The organism is Paeniglutamicibacter sulfureus, from assembly GCF_039535115.1.
Classification (GTDB): domain Bacteria; phylum Actinomycetota; class Actinomycetes; order Actinomycetales; family Micrococcaceae; genus Paeniglutamicibacter; species Paeniglutamicibacter sulfureus.
This window is the reverse complement of record NZ_BAAAWO010000001.1, coordinates 612,671-636,819: the sequence shown is the minus strand read 5'-3', so window position 1 is coordinate 636,819 and position 24,149 is coordinate 612,671. Positions and strand designations below refer to the sequence as shown.

The window sequence follows — 24,149 nt, the reverse complement described above, 5'->3', positions numbered from 1 at the left end:
ACGCCAAATACTAGTCAGTTGCACTTTTCTAATCGCGAAGATCGAATGAGCCATTGTTCTCCAATCGATAGTAAGACGTCAATGGCTCGTCTCTTGGCGTTCTCAGGAACGGCCAATGACCCAATGGATTTGTCCTGCGCTTGCCTGTGGTTCATGGACATACTTTTCCGCAGAACAGCATGTCCTGCTCAGTTGATCTGGCGAGGATTTGTCTCCGCTGGATGAACCGAGGCAATCGAGGCAATCGTGTTCCGTAGAGCGTTCCTTGATTCGGGACAGGTTCCGTCTGTGTAGTTAGAGTCGGAGCATGTCCATCGACTTTGTTCCAATGACACCAGCCGACACCGAAGATCTCATCGGCTTCTTGACCTCAAACCGTTTCCCGTTCCATGTTCAAGCCGCACCTCAGGCCACGGACATACGAACGAAGATTGAGAATGGCCATTTCTGGAACGAAGACACCCAAGGTTATTGGGTCATGAGGGACGAACATCGTATCGGTATGGCTGTTCTGGAGGATTTGCAAGAAGTCGATTCTCCGCTCTTCGACCTGCGCCTGGAGGAAGCCCAACGCGGCAAAGGCGTGGGAGTCGAAGTGCTGCGTGCCCTCTGCGACTTGGTTTTCGAGTCGAGGCCGAACATGCTCCGCTTCGAGGGACAAACGCGAGAAGACAACATCGCCATGCGCAAGACCTTCCTCCGCGCAGGCTTCCTCAAGGAAGCGCACTACCGATTGGGATGGCCAACCAAAGACGGCGGACACATCGCCTCCATTGCCTACTCGATCCTGCGCCAAGACTGGAAAAATGGCACCGTGACCCATTTCGAATGGGAAGACCTCAAGATCTAGAATTCCGTCCCGCTTAGCGTTCCGCTTACGGGGTCCCCTGTCGGGCTTGGTTCTATTTCCTTTTTCTGTTCCTCTGCTAACTGTCCGGGACGCTCCTGTCGGGACGACGCTGGAGGATGTCGCGCCAACGGTCGTGCTAAAGAGTCTCTAGGCTTACTTACATGACTGACTCCCAAGTTCAGCAGGCCTACGCCGCTCGGGCATCCGAGTACACGACTATTCTTGGGGCTATCGATGACATGCATGAGCCGGATCGGAACCGCATAGAGCATTGGGCTCAGCAGATTAGCGGCCGTATCATCGACGCGGGATGCGGACCAGGACATTGGACTGACTTTCTGCATAAACGGGGTGCAGACATCTCAGGCATTGACCTCGTACCCGAATTCATTGAAAGCGCCCGTCTTCGCTTCCCCGATGTGCCATTCCAAGTCTCCTCGCTGCGCGCCCTCGACGAAGCCGATGGAAGCCTGAATGGAGTGCTCGTCTGGTATTCACTGATTCACCTGCCCCCAGCGGACTTGCCGCCCGTTCTCTGTGAGTTAGCCCGCGTTCTTTCGCCTCAAGGGCACCTGCTCGTAGGCTTTTTCGATGGTGAGGCTGCAGAACCGTTCGACCATACTGTTGCGCCGGCGTACTACTGGTCGGTGGCTCAGATGTGTAGCCTGCTGCATGACGCCGGGTTCGACGTGATTGATACAGAAACACGCCAGGATCCAGGCGGCCGGCCCCACGCAGCAATCTCGGCCATTGCCCGATAAGCATGCGGCTAGCGCGACGCGGGAACCGCATCGCACCGGCCGATCAAGCGCCATTCGTGGCCCACACCGCCATTCACGGCCCCTCGAGCGCCCGGAGGCGGTGAAAGCGGGCCTCGAGCCCACCGGGGTACCGCCACCGAGTTCGTGGTTGACGCAGTCAGAGTTGTCTGGTGAGGATTTCCTCCGGTTGCGGCTGTCGGGTGTTGAGCGTCGCGTTGTTTGGGGATGAGCCGTCGAGTTCGGTGCCGATGCAAGGTTTCGACTTGTAGGTCTTGATCTTCGGTTATTGGCGGCGGCAAGCTGACGATAACCAAACTTAAGGCAAACGACCCAGCGCCAGATTTCGAAGGCTGCGCCGGGTCGTTCTAACGCGAAAGAGTCGCGCTAATGATCACGGTAAGTTATGCGCCCGCCGCTGTCGAATCTGATCTGCGTGGCGGGCTCCTTTCATGCCCCGAATGCGCCGGGGCATTGCGTCCGTGGGGCCATGCACGGGAACGACGGATCCGCATGGGAACCGCGGGGCCGTCCGTGTCGGTGTTTTGCCCGTTGCGGGCCCGGTGCACCGGATGCCGGATGACTCATGTGCTGTTGCCGGTTGTTCTGGCGGCACGGAAGGCTGATGAGGCTTTGGTGATCGCCGCAGCCATCGAAGCCAAGGCCCTCGAGGGGCTCGGCCACCGCTCCATCGCGGATCGGGTGGGCCGGCCGGTGAGCACGGTGCGTGGTTGGCTGCGGTCTTTCGGCTCTTCCGCCGCGTCCCTGTGTTCTTGGTTTCGGTCTCTGCTGCTCCGGGACGCGTCGGATGCCGCGTCGCTCTGGCCGCAGTCCGCCCGTGGAATTCTTGCCCAGGCCTTGGGGGTTCTGTTGGCCTATGCCCGGGTGGTGGGCGAGCGTTTTGCGGTCCCGGAAGCCAGTGCGGTTCCTTGGCATGCTGCCGCGTTGGCCAGCGCCGGGCCGTGGGTGTTCAGCGGCACCTGGTGGGTGAAAAGGCTTGCAACACCAATTGGCCCTGATAGGGCGGGGTGTTGATGGGCGAAAGTGGGCAACAAGCATGACCTGCGCCCCGGTGCAGGTGGTGCCGATAAATACCGTTTCCCTGAAAGGACACCGCCTTGATGCCACTTGCCCTGATCCCGGAACAGCGTCCGGAAACCTTTGTTGCAGCCGACCCTCCACCGGCAACACCGGCACCGTCCTCGGCTCCGGTGAAAGGACCGGTGAAACGCAGCGAACGCGCCGAGCAGATCGCCCTGTTCCGCTACCAGCTCATCCGGGAAGCAGCCGATGACCAGCTCGGTGCCAAGGCCCGAGGTGTCATGGTGCGCGCACTGGCCACCCAATACCATCCCTGGCCTTTCGGGGGCACCAAGCGGTTCTCCCGGGAAAGTATCGATCGCTGGATCAAGGCCTGGAAGAAGGACGGCTTTGACGGGTTGAAGCCAACCCAACGCGCCCAAGGCCCGATCACCGAGCCCCGGGTGCTGCTGCTGGCCGAGACCTTGAAGCGGGAGAAGCCTCACGGCACTGCCGCCCAAATCAAAAGGATCATCGCCACCACGCTGGGCGATGCACCCTCGGAAACGACGCTGCTGCGCCACTTCCGGTCCCTGGACATTTCCACCGGCGTTCCCGGGGCCGCCACCGGCCGCTTCGAAACCGAGGAATCCAACGAAATCTGGGTGGGAGATGCCCTGCATGGGCCGCGGATCGAGGGACGCAAAACCTATTTGTTCGCGTTCCTCGATGACCATTCCCGGATGGTGGTCGCCTCCCGGTGGGCCTTCGCCGAGGACACCGTCCGCCTGGCCGCGGTGCTGCGTCCGGCCCTGCAAACCCACGGAATACCACGTCAGGTCTATGTCGACAACGGCAGTGCCTTTGCTGACAAGGCACTTCAGCGGGTCACGGCGAAGCTGGGGATCAGGTTGGTTCATTCGGCCCCCTACCGCCCGCAGGGAAGGGGCAAAATTGAGCGGTTCTTCAATACCGTGACCCAGCAATTCCTGGGTGAAATCACCGTCACCAACCAGCCCTCGCTTCCGGGCACCGGGCAGGGATCGGAGATCTCCACCCTGCAAGAACTGAACGCGCTCTTCACCTCCTGGGTGCAGGTTCTCTATCACCGCACCATCCACTCCACCACCGGGCAAACACCGCTTGAGCGCTGGGATGCCAGCTGGGTCAAACGCACCCCGGTACGCAAATCCCCGGACCAGGTCAGTGAGGCATTCCTCTGGTCCGAGAAACGTAAGGTCACCAAGACTGCCACGATCTCCCTGCTGGGCAACACCTACCAGGTGGACCCGGTGCTGGCAGGAACCCGGGTCGAACTCATCTATGATCCCTTCGACCTGGCCGCCCCCATCGCCGTGCACTCCCACCTGGGAGTCCCGGCCGGAACCGCGACCCTGCTTCAGATTCGTCGGCACGTGCACCCGAAGGCCAAGAATGCGGCCGCCGACCGGGACGCCGGGGCCCAAAACGTTTCCACCGGCATCGATTACCTGCGCCTGCTCGAGGACCAACACAAACACACCATGAGCGGGGCTCCGATCAGCTTCGAGAAACTCGCCACCCCGTCCAGAAACACCGACACCGCCAAAGCGCACCACCGCCAGGAGAACACGCCGTGAGCATCACGTCACTGCAAAGCCATTACGGTTTTTCCCGCATGCCCTTCAGCGCGGACATCCCGCCCCAGGCGCAGCATCCGCACCCCGGGCACCGCGAGGCGATCGCCCGGATCCACTGGTGCATCGGCCAACGCCAAATGGGTGTGATCACCGGGGAGGTCGGTGCCGGGAAAACCGTCGCGGTGCGCGCGGCACTGGCCGGGCTCGAGGCCTCCCGCCACCAGGTCATCTATCTTCCGGACCCGACCATCACCATGCGCGGCATCCATGCCACCATCGTTTCGGCCCTGGGCGGCCAGCCTTCCTTCTATTCCGGGGTACTGGCCACCCAAACCGCGGCACTGCTGGCCGGGGAGCTGGACGAGCGTTCCCGCCTGCCGGTCGTGGTCATCGACGAGGCGCACCTTTTGAGCAACACCGAGCTGGAATCCCTGCGCATGCTCACCAACACGGCCCTTGATACCGGGTCCCACTTCGCATTGCTGCTCATTGGGCAACCCACGCTGCGCAGGCGCCTGAAGATGGCCGTCCTGGCCGCGCTGGACCAGCGCATCGGCACCCGTTTCACCCTCACCGGCATGAACCTGGCCGACACAGCCAGCTATATCAAAGCGCATCTCGGTTTTGCGGGCAGATCGGACACGCTGTTCTCCGAGGATGCCGTTACCGCCATCCACCAGGCCTCCCGGGGTTACCCGCGGGCGGTGAACAACCTCGCCGTCTCCGCGTTGATCGCCACCTACGCCGGCAACAAGACCATCGTCGACCAGGCCGCGGCGCAATCCGCGATCACCGAAAACAGCGAATAGGAGCCCGGCACCGACGACGACCACGCCGTCAGCAAGACAACGAATGCCCTGCCGAAACCCCTCGGCAGGGCATTTCCATGGGCGGCTCGTCGTCAAACCCGGTGACGCGAAGATCGTCAAACAACGCGACGGTCAACAGTCGGGATGTATGAGACTTTGGATTTCAGTGCCTGGACGAGCCGGAGAGCATCGAACCCTGACCAAGAACGTCGCTGCCGTGCCCCCTCCGATCGGCGAGCCGGTTTGCCGGCCACATTCCTACCTACCCGACGCCACAGTTCTGAAGAACCGGTGTCCGAGCGAAGCGGAACGGTGACCGGCGATACACTCGTGCTTATGGGTGAAAAAGCGAAGAGTGTCGACGAGTATCTCAATGCACTCGACCCCGCATACCGGGCAGAACTCGAACGGCTCCGCGCGCTCGTAACACAGCTCGTGCCGGACACCGAGGAGACCATAAGTTACGGAATGCCGACCCTCAAATACAGGAATCGGGCACTCGTGTACTTCACCGCATCCAAAAAACATATGAGCTTCTACCCCTCTTCATGGGCGATCGAGGAGCTGAAGGACCAGCTTAAGGATTACAAGACCACCGAACACTCCATCCAGTTCACGCTCGAAAAGACCCTGCCTAGCCGCCTCGTCGCAGATCTTGTTCGCGTACACGTGCGCGAAATCGACTCAGACAGGCAATAAGCCGCTCGCGGCCTATGCCGACCGCCCGCGTGGTCGGCGCTGGGGTGTCGTGAGCACAGCATAGGACGCAGCCGTTCACCCACTCTTCACCGTCGTGTTCCCGAAGCTGGACACGGTGGCAACCTTCAATAGTCATGGTTGAGGCGTGAAGGTTGCCATAGTTGCTGAATCGTTCTTTCCCGAGATGAACGGGGTCACCCATTCGCTGCTGAAAGTCTTGCAGCATCTGGATGCGCGCGGGGACCAGGTCTTGGTCATCGCCCCGTCGACGTTGGAGAATGCGCCTCCTACGATGGAAGGCGCAACCGTCAGGCGGCTGCCCGCCGTTCCCCTCGCCGGTTACCGGAACATCCGGGTTGCCATGGGTGGGGTGCTGCGGGTGAAGACCCTGCTGGCCGAGTTCAATCCCGACGTTGTCCACTTGGCATCCCCCTTTGTCCTGGGCTGGCGTGCCGTCCGGGCCGCGGCAGCTCTGGGTATTCCCACGGTTGCCGTCTACCAAACGGACGTTCCCGGATATGCAGCCCGCTATGGCATGCCATTCCTGGAAAATTGGGCATGGCAAAGGGTGAAACGGATTCACGTAGCTGCCACTAAAACACTCGTTCCCTCGAGCGACTCTCTGCAAAAACTGCAGGGCCACGGCATCCCGAGGTTGGAATTGTGGCGCCGTGGTGTGGATACTGATCGCTTCCACCCTGACAAGCGCAGCACAAGTTTCCGTGACACAGTAGCGCCACAGGGGCAAAAAATTATTGGCTACGTGGGGCGTCTGGCTCTCGAAAAGCAGGTTGAGGATCTGGCTGTCCTGGCTGGGATCCCCGACACCCGGCTAGTCATCGTCGGCGACGGACCGCAGCGGGAAACGCTCGAAGCCCTTCTTCCGGACGCATATTTTACGGGCTTCCTGGGCGGTGAGGAGCTGGCGGCCGCCATGGCCTCCTTCGATCTGTTCGTGCATCCGGGCGAACTCGAAACGTTTTGCCAGACCATCCAAGAGGCCATGGCATCAGGGGTCCCCGTCGTTGCCACCGGGCGCGGCGGCCCAGTGGATCTCGTGGATTCCTCCCGGACGGGCTGGCTTTACGCCCCAGGAAATCTGGCCCAGTTGCGTGATTACGCAATGGATCTCATCGGCGATGACGCCAAACGTGCAGCCTTCGCCGCCGCAGCTTTCCAGCAAGTCCAAGGCCGCAGTTGGCAGGTCGTGTGTGAGCAGCTGATGAATCTCTACACTCAGGCCATTGAAGAGCACCCGCGGATTCCGGCAGGCGCGAGAGGAAGCCGATGACAAATTCGGTTGCCGGCGTGGGCAACCTTGGCCCAGAGCTTGCCCCCGCGCTGGCAGAAATGCTCCATGAGGACATTGGTTTTGACGCGGATGCAGCTCCGATGGCCTGCTGGGCCAATTGCTCGGGCCGCTCCTACTCCCCCTCCCACGGGCCCGGTGTGGCCACGCAGCTCCAAGGTGCGCACGACGGCGGGCGGCCCCGTTTTGCGACCGATCTTGCGGAGCCGGCCGAATCCGAGTCGCAGGTCCCACGCGCAGGGACGCCACCGTCGGAAGCGACTCACGATCCGAATTTCTCGTTTCCGGTGAGCGCGGATGAGGCCCTCCGGCTGCCCCTTGCCTCGAAATCGAGACAGGCAGCCGTTTAATTTCTCATGATTGATCGTGGACCGGGCCGCTATGTTGCCGTGGGAGATTCCTTCACTGAGGGCGTCGGGGATGGCAGCAAGCGGCGTCCCAATGGCGTCCGGGGATGGGCTGACCGGCTGGCCGAGGCTCTCGCCAGCGACAGTCCAGGCTGGGAATATGCGAATCTCGCCATCCGCAGCAAGAGGCTTCGGCACATCATCGCGGAGCAGCTGGAACCCGCCATCGCGATGGAGCCAACGCTCATCACGCTGTATGCCGGCGGCAATGACGTCATGGATCTTGGGACGAAGATCGTTGACATCTTGGCCGAGTATGAATTCCTGGTCAGTCAGCTGGCGCAGACGGGCGCAACGCTCGTGCTCTTTACCGGTTACGACGTGGAGGTCTCGCCCATTCTGGGGCCCTTGCGCCGCAAGAATCACGCCTACAACGACGGCGTCCGGCTCATCGCCGCAAAGTACGGCGCCGTATTGGTGGATTACGCCTCCTTCAACGCCTATGCGAACTCCCGCATGTGGGGGCCCGACCGGCTACACATGTCCAAGGCCGGGCACAAATACATGGCAGCGAGGGTCCTGGATGTCCTTGGGGTGCCGCACGGCATCACGCACCGGGACAAGCGGAAGGCACCGCGCGGCGTGCGCCAGCGGGCACGGGAACACCGGACGTGGGTCACCGAGTGGGTACTACCCATGTTCGGGCGAAAGCTACGGGGCACTACGCTGGGCGATTCCCTGAGCCCCCGTTGGCCCCAGCCTGTGCGGGTGCCACCAAAGAAGGGACTGAAGAAATTGATCCGATAGGGCCGTTCCGGGATGGCGAACCCTTGTCGGTGGTGCGCTACCCGCGCCCCGATCCAGTGGTGCCGGGCTTCCTTGACAGGGTCCTGCCCGTCGCGGATTAGTTGCGCTCCGGTAAAAGTTCCGCGCGGCGCCGCTCAGTCCCGGGGAAGGCCACCTTTATCCCGGGCTGTGAAATCCCAGGCCGAGCGGAGTATTCCCATGACGACGATGTCCTCATACTTTCCGCGAACCCAGGCGTGCTGGCGCAGACGACCCTCGACCACGAATCCCGCCTTCTCATACGCACGGATCGCGCCGAGGTTCGACTCGATCACCTGCAGGTGGACACGGCGCAAGTTGCAGCGCACGAAGGCAAACTCAACGATCTGTGAGATAGCTGCGGTTCCAATGCCGTTTCCACGTGCTTCGGGAACCAATGCGATCCCGACTTCCGCGTGGCGGGCGAGCTCGTCGAAATCGAAGAGCGAAACACTGCCGACGGCTGCACCGTCCACATCGATCACGAAACTCACGTCCTTGCCTGAATCATCGGCATCGCTCTGCGCAAGCCGGCTTCTGAAGGCTTCCCCAGTCAGCGGCGCAGGCGATGCCGCGCTCCGCTCCTCCCAGGTGGCTAAATCGTCGGCAATTCGGAACAAAACGTCAAAGTCGTCTTCGGAACGGGAACGAAGCCTGACGACTCGCGGGCTGGACATGCTCAGGATCCTATCAATCAACGCCAGCGGCCCGACAGCAATGGCCAAGCCCTGGCCAGTGCTGGATGCCTTGGGCATCCCGGTGGGAAGTGGTGGACACGTAGCACTTGCCCCCGTTCCTTCGCCATGACCTCCGACGGGCAGGAGGGGTTACTCCCCCGCCCCAGCCGCGAGCACGGTCTCGACGAGGGCAAGAGACCTCTCTCCTGTGGTGAAGCGAGACAAACTGCATTTATTGCGGATCCATCCGGCACTACCGAAATCCGTGCCTCGCATCCCGGCGCGAGGGCCTCGAATGACCCGAGGCCACCAACGGCGGGCACGACACCGCGGATGGCGGTTTCACGAAATGTGACTTCGAGTGCTTTGGCTTTGGCGACGGCATCACTATAGTGAACACTGTTCAATTGAACGACGTTCAAGCATGAAGCGCGTAAGGAAACTCCCATGACCAATCCTTCTCCCCTCTCGATACGAGGCGGCGCCCGGCAGCTTGACGCCACCGGCCTTGCGCGGGTCGCCGTCTTCGCGGCGCTTGTCGCCGTACTGGGCCTGCCGGGTGGCTTCTCCATCGCCGGCGGAGTCCCGATCACCGTCCAAACCCTCGGGGTGATGCTCGCCGGCGCCATTCTCGGGCCGCAGCTTGGCGCCCTCTCGATGGCAGTGCTGCTGGCACTGGTCGCGATCGGCATGCCCTTGCTTGCCGGCGGCCGTGGCGGCATCGGCGTGTTCTTCGGCCCATCGGCTGGCTACCTCATCGGCTGGATCGTCGGCTCGTTCGTCATCGGCCTGATCGTGCATGCGGGCGGGCGCAAGCCGGTGCTGTGGCGAACGATCCTCGGCATGCTCGCAGGCGGGATCCTGGTGATCTATGCCGTGGGGATCCCCGTGCAGAGCATGGTGACGCGCCTGCCCCTGGGCGAGACCGCCATGCTGAGCCTCGCATTCATCCCGGGTGACCTCGTGAAAGCCGTGGCCGCGACGGCCATCGTCATGACCCTGGTCCGGGCCTACCCGCGCGCCTTCCACCGCGTATGGGCCTCCCAGGCGGCACCGGTTCCGGAAAAAGTCCAGTGATTGTCCCGGTGAGCGGTGCCGAGCCGGGGCTACTCGAGCGCCTCCACGGGATCCGCGAGGCAGGGGATGTCCCGCTCGTCGGCGATGCCAGATGGCCGAAGGCACAGTGGGACGCCACCGTCGCGGCAGCTGCCGCGGCGGAGCTCCCCGACGGGACGGCCTGGGCCACGCTCACCTCCGGCAGCAGCGGCGCCCCGCGGATCGTGCTGCGCAGTGCCGAGTCGTGGTCGGACTCCTTCGCCGCCGTCAGCGGGTTCCTGGACGCAGGCAGTGGCGACACCGTGGCGCTGCCCGCCCCGCCCGCTTCCTCGCTCACCCTTTTCTCGCTCGCGCACTCGCTTTCCGGCGGACCTCGCCCGGTGCTGCGTCCGACACCCGAGGCCGACGTCCTGCACGGCACCCCGCAGGCGCTCCGGGCGGTCCTCGACGCGGGCTCGCACCCGCGGCTGCGCGCGGCATTGATCGGCGGTTCCCATCTGGACCCGGCGCTCCGCCGGCGGGCGGAAGCGGCAGGCATCCGCGTGAGCGCATACTACGGTGCGGCCGAGCTGTCCTTCGTGGCCTGCGACGAGGGCGAGGGCCTGCGCCCGTTCCCCGGCGTCGAGCTGGAGATCCGCGACGGGGAACTGTGGGTGCGCTCCCCCTACGTCGCCTCCGGATATGCCGGTGCCCCCGGCCCGCTGCGCCGCGACGGCGCGTGGGCGACAGTCGGCGACCGTGCAGCATTGGACGATGGCCGCCTGCGCCTGCTGGGCCGCGCCGACGAAGCAATCCTCAGTGCCTCCGCGACGATCGTGCCCGAAGAGGTCGAGGCCGTGCTGCGCTCGATTCCCGGCGTCCGCGACGCGATCGTGTTCGGCCTGCCGCGCGAGCCCGTCGGAGCCTTGGTTTCCGCGTTGCTGGAGCTCGAGGGCGATGCACCCGTGGATGTCCGTCCGCATGCCGCGGCCCAGCTGGCCCCGGCGCACCGGCCACGCCGCTGGTTCGCCGGCCAGATCCCTCGCACCGCGTCGGGAAAGCCCGCGCGTGCCGAAGCCGTTCGCCAGGTACTGGCCGGGGAGGTGCAGTCCCTTGTCATCCGCTAGCGATCCAGTCATCATCGCCGCCCGGCGCACCCCGATCGGCACCCGCGGCCGTGCCCTGGCGCACTTGCGCGTCGAGGAGCTCGCGGCGCCCGTCATCCAGGCGGCCCTGGAAGACGCCGAAGCGGCGCACGGCTCGCCGATCACCGTGGCCGATGTGATCCTCGGGAACTGCATGGGCCCGGGCGGGAACCCCGGCCGCATCTCCGCACTGGCGGCAGGACTCGGCCACGGGGTCCCCGGCGCAACCGTGGACCGGCAGTGCGGCAGCGGCCTCGCGGCCGTCCTCGATGCCGCTGCCGCGATCCGCGCAGGTGACCGCCGGATACGCGTCGCCGGCGGCGTGGAGAGCGCTTCCACCGCACCCGTGCGCTCGGTGGACGGCATCGCCTACGGCCGTGCGCCATTTACGCCCGCGGGCTTCGAAGACCCGGAGATGACCCGGGCCGCCGAGGACCTCGCCGAACACGACGGCATCCCCCGCGCCCGCCAGGACGCCCATGCCGCGCGCAGCCACTCCCGAGCCCGCGCGGCGGTTTCCGCCGGCCGCTTCGATGCCGAGCTGGTGCCGCTGTCCGGGCTCCACTACGACGACGCGATCGGCGGGGCGGAGCGGCTGCTCCCCCGGTTGCCCGCACTGTTCCCCGGCGGCACGCTCACCGCGGGCACCGCCACGCGCATCGGGGACGGCGCCGCCGCCCTGGTGCTGGGACCCGCGGGTTGCGCACCCGGGCTCGCGATCCGCGCCTCCGCCGTTTTCGGCTGCGATCCGGCGCTTCCCGGCATCGGGGCCGCCGGCGCCATCCAGGACGCCCTGCACTCGGCGGGATGGAAACTGGCCGATGTCCATGCGCTGGAAATCGTCGAGGCCTTCGCTGCACAGTCCCTGGCCGTGCTGGACCGGATCGGGATCGCGGAGGACGACCCGCGCCTCTGTGCCGATGGCGGCGCGCTGGCGCTCGGCCATCCCTGGGGTGCCAGCGGCGCGATCGCCGTGGTGCGCCTCTTCAGCCGCCTGGTGCGCGCCGGGGCGCCGGCGGGAACCCGCGGGGTCGCCGCGGCATCGATTGGCGGCGGCATGGGCATCGCCGCAGTGCTGGAGGTGGTTCGATGAGCACCACGGCAATCCAACTCAGGGACGTCGGGATGCGTCTGGGCGACGTTGACGTGCTGCAGGACGTTTCCCTCGATCTGGACGCACGCACCGTAGCGGTCATCGGGGAGAACGGCTCGGGCAAGTCCTCGTTCGCCAGGCTGATCGGCGGCCTGGCCACCAGGACCTCGGGCGAGCTGGGCATCCTGGGGATCGACCCGAGTCGCCGGGGCGCCGAGCTGCGCCGGCGCATCGCCGTCGTCTTCAGCAACCCCGACGCGCAGATCATCATGCCCACCGTCGGCGAGGACGTCGCCTTCTCGCTGCGCGCCGACAAGCTCCGCCCTGCAGAGCTCGGGCAACGGGTGGCCACGGCCATGGAACGGTTCGGCCTCGCGCATCTGGCCGAACGGCCCTCCCACGATCTCTCGGGCGGGCAGAAGCAGCTGCTCGCGCTGTGCGGCGCGTTCGTGCGCAACCCGGAGCTGGTGATCGCCGACGAGCCGACCGCCTACCTGGACGCACGCAACGCCCGACGGGTCGCCGACCACCTGTTCGAGGACGTCGGACACCGCCTGGTGCTCGTCACCCACGACCTCGCGCTGGCCGCGCGTTGCGACCAGGCGGTGATGTTCGCCGGCGGACGCATGGTCGGCGTCGGCGAACCCGACGCGATCATCGCCAGGTACGAGGCCGTGCTGCGGTGCTGACGCTCTACAGGCCGGGCACCGGCTGGCTGCACCGCATGCCCGCCGGCCCAAAGCTGCTGCTGGTCCTGGCGGTCGTGCTCGGAGTCTCGCTGCTGCCCTCGCATTGGTCTTCGGCGGCCATCGCCGCGGCGGCGACCATCGGGGGCTACACGGTGGCGGGCCTGGGACCCGGAGGGTCCGGGATCCTGGAACTCGGCCGCCAGGTCCATGCGATCCGCTGGGTCATCGCGATCACCGCGCTCAGCCAGTTGGTCTTCCTGGGCCCGGAACCCGCGCTCGCCAACGTCGCCCGCCTCACCGCCGCGATCGCGATCGCCGCCCTGTTGGCACTCACCACCCGGGTGACAGCGCTGCTGGATGCCATCGAACGCGGGCTGCGCCCGTTGGAACGACTGGGCCTGGACGCGCAGCGGATCGCGCTGCTGCTCACGGTGACGATCAGCACCATCCCGGTGCTGGGCCGCCGGGCGGGCGAGGTGCGCGATGCACAGCGGGCGCGCGGTGCCCGAAACAGCCCGCGCACCTTCGTCGTCCCCTTTCTCATCGTGGCGCTCAAGCACGCGGACGAGCTCGGCGATGCGCTCACCGCGCGGGGTGTGCGATGAGCCTGGAGAGGCCGAACGTGCTGGGTCCGGCCGTCGATGGCCAGACGCGCTGCGTCCACTATCGAACCGAGCTCGACGTGATCGCGATCCAGTTCGCGTGCTGCCGCGAGTTCTACCCGTGCCACCTGTGCCACGCGGAGGCGGCCGACCATGATGCGGCGCAGTGGCCGGTGGATTCCCGCGACGAGCCGGCCGTGCTCTGCGGCGTCTGCGGCCACCTATTGGCGATCACCGAGTATCTCGATGTCGACTCGTGCACGCGTTGCGCAGCGACGTTCAACCCGGGATGCAAGCTGCACACGGAGCTGTACTTCCAGAATTGATTCGGTGCAGCAAGATCTGCTGCCCCGACTTTCGGATCCCGGGCCAGGGTGCGCACTGCAGCGGGCCGCTGCGGTGCGATCACCCCCCCCTGCGCCCGAGGACTGTCCGCGCCCAGGGGTTCCATTGCCCGTGCCGGACTGCGAGCCTTGTTTCATCGGGCATGCACACCGCACATTTCAAGACGAGGGGCCCTCCACATGCGTCGAATCATCAATTCAACCTATGTCTCGCTCGACGGAGTCGTCACCAACCCGCAGCATTGGCCCTCCCTGCCGGACCCGGGCGATGAAAAGGCCACGATCCAGCAGGAGCTCATCGAACAGTGCGACGCGGTGCTGCTGGGGAAGGACACCTACCTGGGTTTTGCCGGGGTCTGGCAGGGACACTCGGGGGACGCGTTCACCGATCGCATCAACACCATGCAGAAGTACGTCGTCTCCACCACCCTTCGGGAAACCACGTGGGACAACACCGCCATCATCGCAAACGACGTCGCCGCCGGCATAGCGCGCATCAAGGTCCAACCGGGCAAGGACATCTTGACCTATGGGTTCGGACGCCTCGCCGGCACGCTCATGGAGAATGGGCTGTTGGATGAGATCCGGCTGTGGATCCACCCGTTTTTCCTGGGCAATGCCCCCGAGGCAGGTCTTTTGATCCACCATACGGACGCGGCCCGGTTGCGGCTGAGCGGTTCACGGACCATGGCCAACGGCACCGTCATCCATTCCTACGCGGTGGAGAACGGTTCATAGCATCGGTTCCAACTGCCGGGATTCATGCAGAACTCCCACGCCCGCCCATCACCAACGTGCCGGATCACTGGATCGTCGATGTGAGATGCGACATGATCCGGCGCGCTCAACAGGAAATCCCACATCTCCGGCTGTTAGTCTCAAGGCCGTCCGAGCCATTTACGACCACCGGAAGACCGACAGTGCACCACGACCCCCAGAGTGATCCGCACCGCCTGACCCGACGCGGGCTGCTGTCCCTCGCGGTATTGGCCGCCGGAGGGGTCGCCCTCTCTCCCCTGCACTCCCCCACCGAGGACCCGGTGGCTGTCCCGAAGCCGCAAACTCCCGCTCCGACCGCAAAGCCGACGCCCAAGCCGACGCCAACGGCCAATCCCGGCCCACCGCCGTGGCGGCACCGCGACCCCTTGTTGACGACTCCGCTGAAACGGGCGGCCAACACCCGCGGCGCCATTTCGAGCTTCAAGGGGGCCTTCCCGGCAATGAACGTCAAGGCCGTGGTTCCCCTGCCCGGGCTGACCTCGGCACCGGTCCCCTGGCTTGCGGTGTCAATCGTCGGACCGGTCAACCAACTGCAGATCGTCAACCCCGATGCCGGGGCGCCAATGCACGTGGTGTCGATTCCCGGCAGCCACAACGGCGGGATCGAATCCCTGGTCTGGGACCGGGCCAGCAAGACCCTCTATCTGAGCACCAGTGGCAGCCTACTGTCCTGGAGCCCAGCCAGCCCCAAGCAGGTGCGCCGGGTCGCGGTGGTTCCCGGGGCGACGGTGCTCTACGAATTGCGCCTGGATTCGGTCGGAAACGTGTGGGGAGGCACCTATCCAAACGGTGCAACCTTTACCTACACCGCGGCGACCAAGAAGATCCGGGCCCACTCACGCGTCGCGGCCGACACCGATTACGTCAGACGCGTGGCCATCGGCCCCAACGACCAGGTCTGGGTCGGGACAGGTTCCCGCAACCCGCGGCTATTCACCTTCCCCGCAAGCCACCCCGGGCGCCGCACCGAGGTCCAGCTGCCCGACCCGATGCACAACGGCTTCATCTCCTCCATCGACGTGATCGGAAACCGCGTCGTGGTCACGGCCAGCGACATCACTGCCCAGTTGCTGCTGGACCCGGTCAGCAAGAAGTGGACGGGCAAGGTCGATCGGGTCTGGGGCGCCCGCCGCGCCTCGGCGGAAATCAAGGGCAGCGGACAGAAGCCGGCCCAAGGCGGCGGGCGCGCTTCGGCCCAGGTCAAGGGCGGCGGGCGCATCTTCAACATCTCCCAGGGAATTCTCTACGCGACGGACACCGCGACGTGGCGGGACACCAAGCTCGGTCCGGTAGGCACCAGTGCACCCCTGGCACTTCACGCCACCTCCAAGGCGGTGCTCGTGGCCAGCCAGATCCCCACGGGCCTGCGCCTCGAAACCTTCAACCTCGCCACCGGCAAGATCGACAAGGTGCGCACGGTTTCGCTCACCGACGGGGAATTCACGATCCAGTCGCTCATGGGGCACTCCGATGGAAAGGTGTATGTGGGCGGCTACATGGGTGACGGGCTGGCCGCGGTCAATCCCGACACCGGCGCACGCTGGCACTCCCCCGACGACGAAAGCCTCGTCAACCAGATTGAGGCCATGATCGAATTCGATGCCACGCGCAGCTACATCGGTTCCTACGGCTCGGCGGACATCATCAGCATGGACAGCTCAATGAAGGACAAGCCCGGGGGCTATGTGCGGCTTGAACGGCTGAGCCGCAAATACCACCAGTCCCGTCCGTTCGGCTGGGCCGTGAACTCACGCAACGTGTTCTTCGGCACCGTGCCGGACTACGGGCGGGCCGGCGGCGTGCTGGGAATGATCGATCCCCGCAGCAACAAAATCAGCTGGGTGCTCAACGGCGGCGGTGCCGGATTCGTCCGCGCCCACTCCATCATCGGCCTGGCAGCCGATGAGCGCTATGTCTACGGGACATCGTCGGTGCGCAACGGCTACGGCATCCCGGACACCAAGGGACCGGCCAAGGTCTTCAAGTTGGAAATCGCCACGAAAAAGAAGGTCTGGGAAACCTCACCAGTCGCTTCTTCCGGTGCCCTCTATGCACCCAAGCTCATCGCCGGGTGGTTGGTGGTGGCCGACGTCGAGGGCCTGAACATCATCGATCCCGCCAACGGCAAACTCGTCCGGCGCCACCGCCTCACCCCGACTCGCAACGCCGCCCACCGCCCGGGATGGGCCAACGCCGACATCGCCCAGGTGGGCGACGGTTCCAAGCTCGTGCACAGCGCGACGGGCACCACCACGGTCGTGGATTTCCGCGCCGGCACCAAGGCGGTCATCGGGACCCCGAAGGGCAAGCAGCGCTTCAGTCCCCGACTGGCAGCCACTCCCTCGGGCGGGGTCTTTGGCTCCACCGAGAAGACTGTGCTGGTCGAACTCGACCTGCTCCCCCGCCCCGCAACGCCCACGACCAAGCCCGCGCCACCGGGGCCCTCGAAGGCACGACCACCGAAACCGGCACCAAGGCCAACACCGACCAGGGCACGGCAACCGAGTCCAACGCCCACGCCCTCACCGTAAGGCACTTCCGATCGGTCACACTCACGTTGGGGGCACAACTATGTACTACGCCACGTAGAATAAAAGCATGACCTCTCGTAAGACCTGGATCGCATATTTCGCGATCGATGTGGTCCTTGTCCTGATCTTCGCGTTGAGCGGGCGGGGCTCCCACCAACATTCATTGACCATTCTGGGCGTGCTCCAGACCGCCGCGCCTTTCCTGCTGGCACTGGCCGCACTGACGCTGCTCTCACGCCCCTGGACCAACCACTCGCGCATCTGGCCCACCGGCATCCTCGTATGGCTCGGCACCGTCGCCTTGGGGCTATCCCTGCGCGTGCTGTTTGGCGCCACCGCCGCGGTGCCGTTCATCATTGTCGCAACGATTGTTCTCGGAGTGTTCCTGGTGGGACGCAGGGTAGCCACAAACCTTATAGCGCGCCGCCGCGTGCGCACGCCAACTTCCTGAACTAGGCTCAAATCAAGTTCAGAAAACCACCGCCCATAACCATCTGGAGGTACCCACGTGGTCACTGCATTCGTCATGATCCAAACCGCTTCTGACAGCATTCCCGAGTGCGCCGAAAAGATTTCGGACATCGAAGGCATCTCCGAGGTCTACTCGGTCGCCGGCGACTGGGATCTCATCGCCATCGCCCGGGTCCGCCACCACGAAGAGCTCGCCGAAGTCATCGCCAACAAACTATCCAAGGTTCCAGGCATCACCGGAACCCAAACACATATTGCGTTCCGGGCATATTCAAGCCACGACCTGGATGCTGCGTTCTCCCTCGGTCTCGAATAGCCACACTGCCGGTCCCCAGCGCATGAAAAGTGGCGGGTGTGCCGCTTGCCTTGACGGAGGCAAGCGGCACACCCGCCACTGCATTTAACCACCGCCTTGGACCCGCTCGGGTTTCCGGGCGCGCTCCGCTCGACCTCGGTTGCGGAACCGCACGACCAGCGGTGACCGCCAAAGCCCGCACGCTCCTGCCCGAAAAACCACACGAGGCCCATCAGCGTCCGAAAAAGACATTCGTGGGAGCTGGCCAACAAATCGGGCGCGGGGCCCCTGAAACGGCACTGGCGCGCCTCCCATCCGTACAGGATGGAGGACGCGCCAGGCGGCGTGCAGATCCGCACGCAAGAATTCCTAGGCCGTCGCCTTGACCCATTTCTCCAGAACCAGCCGGGCGGATCCGGAATCGATCGACTCCGCGGCCTTCACGACCGCCTTCCCTAAGCGATCCTGGACGGAGCCGGAGGCATCCTGGTCAAAGGCCACCAACCCGGCCGCGGCGTTGAGCAAGACCGCATCGCGGGCAGGGCCGCGGACACCGTCAAGCACGTCGCGCACCACCTGCGCGTTGTGCTGGGCGTCTCCCCCGCGCAAATCGTCGAGCGTCACCCGGGCCATGCCGAGGTCCCGCGCATCGAAGCGCGACTCGGTGACCGTGCCGTCACGAACTTCCCAGACCCTGTTGTCGGCGGTCGTGGTCAGTTCATCCAGTCCATCCTCGCCTCGGAAGACCAACGCACGAACCCCCCGCGCGGCCAGCACCCCTGCCATCAGCGGAGCCATGCGCAGGTCCGCGCAGCCAATCGCGGATGCAGTCGGCCCGGAGGGGTTGGTCAGCGGCCCCATGAAATTGAATGCCGTCGGCACCCCCAGCTCGCGCCTGGGCACTGCGGCGTTCCGCATTGAGGGGTGGAAGATGTTCGCGAAACAGAAAGTGATGTTCGCGGTGTCCAAGACAGCGTTCAGGTTTTCGATGGGAACGTCGAGTCGCACACCCAGGGCCTCGAGCACATCGGCGGAGCCCGAGGACGAAGAGGAGGCACGGTTCCCGTGCTTCACGATTCGGGCCCCTGCCCCGGCACACACCAGGGACGACATCGTGGAGATGTTTATGGTGTTCTGTCGGTCACCCCCGGTGCCCACGATGTCCAGGCGTTCGCCCTCGACGACCAGCGGCCTGGCATTGGCGATCATCGCCTCCACCAGGCCGGTGAGTTCGGCAACGGTCTCACCCTTGGATCTGAGCGCAACAAGGAAACCGGCCACCTGCGCATCGCTGGCATTGCCCGTCATCACCTCGCCCATGGCCCAATACGCTTGGTCCCTGTCGAGATCGCCGCGGGCGATCAGCGCAGAGAGGATTGATGGCCATGTGGGGAACTTTGGGTCCGTTCGAATCGTTGACACGCCACTAGGTTATCTACGAATCGTAGAAAGTCTGAAATGTTAATCCCGCGTGTTTCCGCGGCTGTAGGCGTGAAGCGGTGAAATTTCCCGCCACGCGGGGCTCAATGCATTGGTGTCAGAGGTACTTTTATAGACATAATGGCTCTGTGACAACTGCGACTCATGCCCTAATTGCCCCGGCGCATCCTGCGCCGAACCGTCCCAACATGGTGTCGGTAGGAACTGTCGTCTGGCTTGCCAGCGAGCTGATGTTCTTTGCCGCGCTTTTCGCCATGTACTTCACACTCCGCGCTGCATCGCCGGAAATGTGGGCGACCGAAACCGAGAAACTCAACGTTCCGTTCGCACTTATCAACACGATCATCCTGGTCTCGAGCTCGTTCTCCTGCCAGTTGGGTGTCTTCCGTGCCGAGGATCTTAAGCCTCGCCGCACCGGCGGACTGTTCAACTTGAAGGAATGGGGAATGGTTGAATGGTTCGTCCTGACCTTCATCCTCGGTGCCATCTTTGTTTCCGTTCAGGCCTACGAATACACCGAGCTCATTGCTCACGGCATTGCCTTGAACTCCAACGCCTACGGTTCCGTGTTCTACATGACCACCGGATTCCACGGCTTGCACGTGGCCGGCGGACTCATCGCCTTCCTGCTGATCATCGGACGTGCGCTTATTGCACGTAAGTTAGGTCACTACGAGGCAACCGGTGCGATTGTCGTGTCTTACTACTGGCACTTCGTCGACGTCGTGTGGATCGCCTTGTTCGCGATCATCTACTTCCTGAAGTAGCGCAACCAACAACGTTGCCTACTTCGGCAACTTCCCCGTTCTAAAAAATAAGTGAGGAACCAGCAAGTGAAGGCTCTTTCGCAAAGGCGCCGCCATCCACTCGCCGCCGTCGCACTGCTGTTGATGGGCCTGCTCATCACTGGAGGCCTGTACATGGCCGCCGGCAGCGTCAACGAGGCCAAGGCGGCTACAGGATTCAGCGCAAGTGACATCGAGGAGGGCAACAAGCTCTTCGTCGCCAACTGCGCTACCTGCCACGGTTTGAATGCAGAAGGATCCGCTGACGGTCCTTCGCTGATTGGCGTAGGCGCCGCTGCAGTCGACTTCCAGGTCGGAACCGGCCGTATGCCGATGCAGATGCAGGGGCCCCAGGCTCAGGCCAAGCCGGTACAGTTCGATGACGCCCAGATCTCCCAGCTCTCCGCATATGTGGCCAGCCTGGGTGCCGGACCGGCAATCCCGTCCGAGGACATGCTTGATACATCCCATGGCAACTCTGCCGCAGGCGGTACGGTTTTCCGCGTGAATTGCGCAATGTGTCACAACGCCGCCGCTGCCGGCGGCGCACTTACGCGCGGCAAGTTTGCCCCGGCCCTGGCCGGTGTATCCGAGAAGCACATCTACGAAGCCATGGTTACCGGCCCGCAGAACATGCCCGTCTTCAACGACTCGAACATCACTCCCGAAGAGAAGCGTGACGTGATCACCTTCCTGAAGGAAGTCGAAGCCCAGGGTTCGCCGGGCGGCGCCAAGCTCGGTTCGCTGGGTCCGGTCGCTGAAGGTCTCTTCATCTGGACCGCTGGTTTGGGCATCATCATTGCCTTCACCATCTGGCTCACCTCGCGTCCTTCCTAGGTCGCTGGCGGCCCGTGCCGCCACATCACTACGTACTAATGAATCTTGAGAAAAGGATGAGAGACAACATGGGCGACCATAGTCACGGCAGTCCGGACGACTCGGGCACCGTTGCTAAGGCTGGCACGGGAACCCTGGAGAAATTCCAGGATCCCGGCCTTCCGCCGCATCGGAAGCGCTTGGCAGATACCGACCCGCATGCAGAGAAGCGAGCAGAGCGTCAGGTAGCGCTGCTGTTTATCATCTCCATCGTCGGAACACTGTCGTTCTTTATTGCTTACTTCGTTCTCGGACGTCCGGAAAACATCTCGGAAATCCGCGTACAGAACGCGATGCTCGGCCTTGGCACCACTTTTGCCATGCTCGGCATCGGTATCGGTATTGTCCACTGGGCAAAGACCCTGATGCCGGACCACGAGATTTCCGAAATGCGTCACGAGATCACCGCTGAGGCTGATCGCAAGGACGCCGAGGAGATCATCAACCAGGTGATCGAAGAGACGGGCATCAAGCGCCGTCCATTGATTCGAAACACCCTCATCGGCGCCATGGCATTGGCTCCGATTCCCGCGATCTTCATGTTCCGCGACCTCGACCGTTCCGGCAAGAACGCCGGCGAAATGGTCGAGCAGCTGCGCCACACGATGTGGGACACGGACGTTCGCCTGACCCGCGATCCCTCCGGAACCCCCATCAAGGCATCGGATGTGCAGATTGGTTCGGCTTTCCACGTCATTCCCGAGGGACTTGACGAAGCCGAGGACATGCTCAACGAGAAGGCCAAGGCCGTTGTCTTGCTGATGCGCCTGGATCCATCGAAGATGCAGGTCTCCGAGGGACGCGAAGACTGGCACGTGGACGGCATCGTTGCCTACTCCAAGATCTGCACGCACGTCGGTTGCCCCGTGGCCCTCTACGAGCAGCAGACGCACCACTTGCTGTGCCCGTGCCACCAGTCGACCTTTGACCTCACGCAGGAATGCAAGGTCATCTTCGGCCCGGCCGGACGCGCGCTGCCTCAGCTGCCAATCACGGTTGACTCCAATGGCTTCCTGGTCGCCCAGAGCGATTTCCAGGAGCCTGTTGGACCGAGCTACTGGGAGCGTGGCTAATCCATGAGCACCACAACTGAGTACACTCCGAAGACTTCCACCGGACGCATTGCCAACTTCGTCGACCAGCGTGTCGGCGGATCGGTGATCGTCAAGGAATTCGGTCGCAAGATCTTCCCGGACCACTGGTCCTTCATGTTCGGCGAGGTGGCACTGTACACCTTCGTCCTGCTGTTGATCTCCGGAACGTTCCTGACGTTCTTCTTCGATCCGTCGATGGCACACGTCATCTACAACGGTTCGTACAACCCGCTCAAGGGCATCGGCATGTCCGCCGCATACTCCACGTCGCTGGATATTTCCTTCGACGTGCGTGGCGGTCTGTTCATGCGCCAGGTCCACCACTGGTCGGCGATCCTGTTCGTTGCCGCCGTGTCGGTCCACATGCTTCGCGTGTTCTTCACCGGTGCGTTCCGCAAGCCGCGCGAACTGAACTGGGTTGTCGGCGGCGTGCTGCTGATCCTGGCGATGGCTGCCGGCTTCACCGGTTACTCCCTCCCCGATGACTTGCTCTCCGGCAACGGCCTGCGCATCATCGACGGCGTCATCAAGTCGATCCCGCTGGTGGGCACCTACATTTCGCTCTTCCTCTTCGGTGGCGAATTCCCGGGCACGGTCATCATTCCGCGCCTGTACTCCCTGCACATCATGATTGTTCCGGCGCTCCTGCTGCTCATGGTCGGCATCCACCTGTTCATGGTGGTCGTGCACAAGCACACCCAGTACCCCGGCCCGGGCCGCACCAACGACAATGTCGTGGGCTTCCCTGTCGGTCCGGTCTACGCTGCCAAGGCAGGCGGGTTCTTCTTCATCGTCTTCGGCATCGTGGCTGCGATCTCCGGATTGCTGACCATCAACCCGATCTGGAACTACGGCCCGTATGACCCCTCGCCGGTCTCCGCCGGCACCCAGCCTGACTGGTACATCGGCTTCGTCGATGGCGCCTTGCGACTGATGCCGGGCGTGTTGGGCAACTTCTCCTTCGAGTGGCTCATCCCGTTCCCGTGGGGTACCAACACCCTGACGCTGAACGTCCTGATTCCGGCTCTTATCCCTGCCGGCATCATGTTCACGATCATGTTCGCATGGCCGTGGATCGAAAGCTGGGTCACCAAGGACAAGCGCGAACACCACCTGTTGGATCGCCCGCGCAACGCCCCGTTCCGTACGGGCATGGGTGTTGCAGGTGTCGTTTCCTACTGCGTGATGTGGGCAGCGGCCTCCTCCGACTTGATCGCCACCCACTTCCACGTGTCGTTGAACGACGTCACTTACTGGTTGCGAGTGCTGTTCTTCCTCGGCCCGATCCTCGGCTTCATCGTGGCCCGCCGCATCGCACTGTCGCTGCAGCGCAAGGACCGCGAGATCGTCTTGCACGGTCGCGAAACCGGAATCATCGAAATGTCGCCGGAAGGCACCTTCTCGGAGCGCCACGAGGCGCTGGATGTCTACAAGCTGCACCAGCTGGTCAACTACGAGGACCGCAAGGTCATTCCGGCCCAGCCGAACGCGGCCGGCCACATCAGCGGCAGCGAAAAGCGCCGCGGCGCCCTGTCCAAGTTCTTCTTCGAGGATCGTGTGGCCCCGGTTACGCCTTCCGAGTTGGCAGCAGTGCATGCCGAACATGGACACGGACCGGCAGAAATCGAAGGTTCCTCCACGGAATCCATCGAAAAGTAGTATCTGCCAGGACTTCATCCTGACTGCGGGGCCCACCATTTGGTGGGCCCCGCAGTGTTTAACCCGCAGTTGCCCAGCCCGTCGCCGCCGGCGACGAGCTCCGCGGGACCGCAAGGCCTTCCCCCGTCCGCCAGCCGTCGGCCCGTTACTCGCGCCCGACAACAGGGCAGTCACCGACGCCACGCGCAGAAGCGTGGCCAACGTCGTAAGCCCGGAATCGGGCATACACGGGCCGATCCCGGTGCAACAATGGATGTGGGCATGCGGCGGTATATGCCACCGTTGAAATCGGCCACTCACGTCGCCGTGCTGCCAGCCCCCAGACGGCAACTCTACGATTCCAGGTGGACACCATGGAAAAGGCAAGCATCCGCTACATCGTCGATGACGTTTCCTC

The 24,149-nt window shown here is 63.9% G+C and carries 25 protein-coding genes; 23 read left to right on the top strand and 2 right to left on the bottom strand.

What is annotated here, in order from left to right:
• The first annotated feature begins 307 nt into the window (after window positions 1-307).
• From ABD687_RS02870 to ABD687_RS02830, 9 genes are all read left to right on the top strand, one after another.
• Window positions 308-850 (top strand): GNAT family N-acetyltransferase, encoded by a 543-nt coding sequence (locus ABD687_RS02870; RefSeq protein WP_310287397.1) that lies wholly within the window; start codon window positions 308-310, stop codon window positions 848-850.
• A gap of 161 nt (window positions 851-1,011) precedes the next feature.
• Complete coding sequence (locus ABD687_RS02865; RefSeq protein ID WP_264271762.1) at window positions 1,012-1,611, top strand: class I SAM-dependent methyltransferase; 600 nt, start codon at window positions 1,012-1,014, stop codon at window positions 1,609-1,611.
• A gap of 387 nt (window positions 1,612-1,998) precedes the next feature.
• Window positions 1,999-2,643, top strand: coding sequence for a DUF6431 domain-containing protein (locus ABD687_RS02860; RefSeq protein WP_302263213.1), 645 nt, complete (start codon window positions 1,999-2,001; stop codon window positions 2,641-2,643).
• Between the two features lie 86 nt (window positions 2,644-2,729).
• Complete coding sequence (locus tag ABD687_RS02855; protein ID WP_310287402.1) at window positions 2,730-4,247, top strand: DDE-type integrase/transposase/recombinase; 1,518 nt, start codon at window positions 2,730-2,732, stop codon at window positions 4,245-4,247.
• A complete protein-coding gene (locus tag ABD687_RS02850; protein ID WP_310287405.1) occupies window positions 4,244-5,056 on the top strand; it encodes an ExeA family protein in 813 nt (270 codons plus the stop codon). The genes ABD687_RS02855 and ABD687_RS02850 overlap by 4 nt, the downstream gene beginning before the upstream one ends.
• A 291-nt stretch (window positions 5,057-5,347) precedes the next feature.
• A complete protein-coding gene (locus ABD687_RS02845) occupies window positions 5,348-5,755 on the top strand; it encodes an iron chaperone (protein ID WP_310287408.1) in 408 nt (135 codons plus the stop codon).
• Between the two features lie 145 nt (window positions 5,756-5,900).
• Window positions 5,901-7,046 (top strand): glycosyltransferase family 4 protein, encoded by a 1,146-nt coding sequence (locus ABD687_RS02840; RefSeq protein WP_310287410.1) that lies wholly within the window; start codon window positions 5,901-5,903, stop codon window positions 7,044-7,046.
• Window positions 7,043-7,414: a hypothetical protein gene (locus ABD687_RS02835; protein WP_310287412.1), complete on the top strand. Its 372-nt coding sequence runs from the start codon at window positions 7,043-7,045 to the stop codon at window positions 7,412-7,414. The genes ABD687_RS02840 and ABD687_RS02835 overlap by 4 nt, the downstream gene beginning before the upstream one ends.
• A gap of 6 nt (window positions 7,415-7,420) precedes the next feature.
• Window positions 7,421-8,218: an SGNH/GDSL hydrolase family protein gene (locus ABD687_RS02830; protein ID WP_310287414.1), complete on the top strand. Its 798-nt coding sequence runs from the start codon at window positions 7,421-7,423 to the stop codon at window positions 8,216-8,218.
• Window positions 8,219-8,352: 134 nt separating this feature from the next.
• On the opposite strand, the gene ABD687_RS02825 is transcribed toward ABD687_RS02830, so the two are convergent.
• A complete protein-coding gene (locus ABD687_RS02825; protein WP_310287416.1) occupies window positions 8,353-8,913 on the bottom strand; it encodes a GNAT family N-acetyltransferase in 561 nt (186 codons plus the stop codon).
• A gap of 447 nt (window positions 8,914-9,360) precedes the next feature.
• Between ABD687_RS02825 and ABD687_RS02820 the strand changes: the two genes are divergently transcribed.
• From ABD687_RS02820 to ABD687_RS02775, 10 genes are all read left to right on the top strand, one after another.
• On the top strand, window positions 9,361-9,990 hold the full coding sequence (locus tag ABD687_RS02820) for a biotin transporter BioY (protein WP_310287418.1): 630 nt from the start codon (window positions 9,361-9,363) through the stop codon (window positions 9,988-9,990).
• Between the two features lie 8 nt (window positions 9,991-9,998).
• Window positions 9,999-11,075: a class I adenylate-forming enzyme family protein gene (locus ABD687_RS02815; RefSeq protein WP_310287420.1), complete on the top strand. Its 1,077-nt coding sequence runs from the start codon at window positions 9,999-10,001 to the stop codon at window positions 11,073-11,075.
• Window positions 11,062-12,186: a thiolase family protein gene (locus ABD687_RS02810; protein WP_310287423.1), complete on the top strand. Its 1,125-nt coding sequence runs from the start codon at window positions 11,062-11,064 to the stop codon at window positions 12,184-12,186. The genes ABD687_RS02815 and ABD687_RS02810 overlap by 14 nt, the downstream gene beginning before the upstream one ends.
• Window positions 12,183-12,875, top strand: a complete 693-nt coding sequence (locus tag ABD687_RS02805; RefSeq protein WP_310287426.1) for an energy-coupling factor ABC transporter ATP-binding protein — start codon at window positions 12,183-12,185, stop codon at window positions 12,873-12,875. Before ABD687_RS02810 ends, ABD687_RS02805 begins: the two co-directional genes overlap by 4 nt.
• Window positions 12,869-13,480, top strand: a complete 612-nt coding sequence (locus ABD687_RS02800) for an energy-coupling factor transporter transmembrane component T (protein WP_310287429.1) — start codon at window positions 12,869-12,871, stop codon at window positions 13,478-13,480. The genes ABD687_RS02805 and ABD687_RS02800 overlap by 7 nt, the downstream gene beginning before the upstream one ends.
• The gene (locus ABD687_RS02795; protein WP_264271752.1) at window positions 13,477-13,803 is read left to right on the top strand and encodes a CHY zinc finger protein; all 327 of its coding nucleotides are present in this window, start codon (window positions 13,477-13,479) and stop codon (window positions 13,801-13,803) included. Before ABD687_RS02800 ends, ABD687_RS02795 begins: the two co-directional genes overlap by 4 nt.
• A gap of 198 nt (window positions 13,804-14,001) precedes the next feature.
• Window positions 14,002-14,559 (top strand): dihydrofolate reductase family protein, encoded by a 558-nt coding sequence (locus ABD687_RS02790; RefSeq protein ID WP_310287433.1) that lies wholly within the window; start codon window positions 14,002-14,004, stop codon window positions 14,557-14,559.
• Between the two features lie 182 nt (window positions 14,560-14,741).
• The gene (locus ABD687_RS02785) at window positions 14,742-17,132 is read left to right on the top strand and encodes a hypothetical protein (RefSeq protein ID WP_310287434.1); all 2,391 of its coding nucleotides are present in this window, start codon (window positions 14,742-14,744) and stop codon (window positions 17,130-17,132) included.
• A gap of 67 nt (window positions 17,133-17,199) precedes the next feature.
• On the top strand, window positions 17,200-17,583 hold the full coding sequence (locus ABD687_RS02780) for a DUF3054 domain-containing protein (protein WP_302266091.1): 384 nt from the start codon (window positions 17,200-17,202) through the stop codon (window positions 17,581-17,583).
• 57 nt (window positions 17,584-17,640) lie between these two features.
• Window positions 17,641-17,919, top strand: a complete 279-nt coding sequence (locus tag ABD687_RS02775; protein ID WP_264271748.1) for an Lrp/AsnC family transcriptional regulator — start codon at window positions 17,641-17,643, stop codon at window positions 17,917-17,919.
• A 348-nt stretch (window positions 17,920-18,267) separates the two neighbouring features.
• Here the strand turns inward: ABD687_RS02775 and trpD are convergent, their stop codons facing one another.
• Complete coding sequence (gene trpD, locus ABD687_RS02770) at window positions 18,268-19,320, bottom strand: anthranilate phosphoribosyltransferase (RefSeq protein ID WP_264271747.1); 1,053 nt, start codon at window positions 19,318-19,320, stop codon at window positions 18,268-18,270.
• A 146-nt stretch (window positions 19,321-19,466) separates the two neighbouring features.
• Between trpD and ctaE the strand changes: the two genes are divergently transcribed.
• From ctaE to qcrB, 4 genes are all read left to right on the top strand, one after another.
• Entirely contained in the window at window positions 19,467-20,105 is a 639-nt protein-coding gene (gene ctaE / locus ABD687_RS02765; protein WP_377700410.1) for an aa3-type cytochrome oxidase subunit III, read from the top strand.
• Between the two features lie 66 nt (window positions 20,106-20,171).
• On the top strand, window positions 20,172-20,960 hold the full coding sequence (qcrC, locus tag ABD687_RS02760) for a cytochrome bc1 complex diheme cytochrome c subunit (protein ID WP_264271745.1): 789 nt from the start codon (window positions 20,172-20,174) through the stop codon (window positions 20,958-20,960).
• A 68-nt stretch (window positions 20,961-21,028) separates the two neighbouring features.
• Window positions 21,029-22,072: a cytochrome bc1 complex Rieske iron-sulfur subunit gene (gene qcrA / locus ABD687_RS02755; RefSeq protein ID WP_264271763.1), complete on the top strand. Its 1,044-nt coding sequence runs from the start codon at window positions 21,029-21,031 to the stop codon at window positions 22,070-22,072.
• A gap of 3 nt (window positions 22,073-22,075) precedes the next feature.
• Window positions 22,076-23,752, top strand: a complete 1,677-nt coding sequence (qcrB, locus tag ABD687_RS02750) for a cytochrome bc1 complex cytochrome b subunit (protein WP_264271744.1) — start codon at window positions 22,076-22,078, stop codon at window positions 23,750-23,752.
• Window positions 23,753-24,149: the final 397 nt, after the last annotated feature.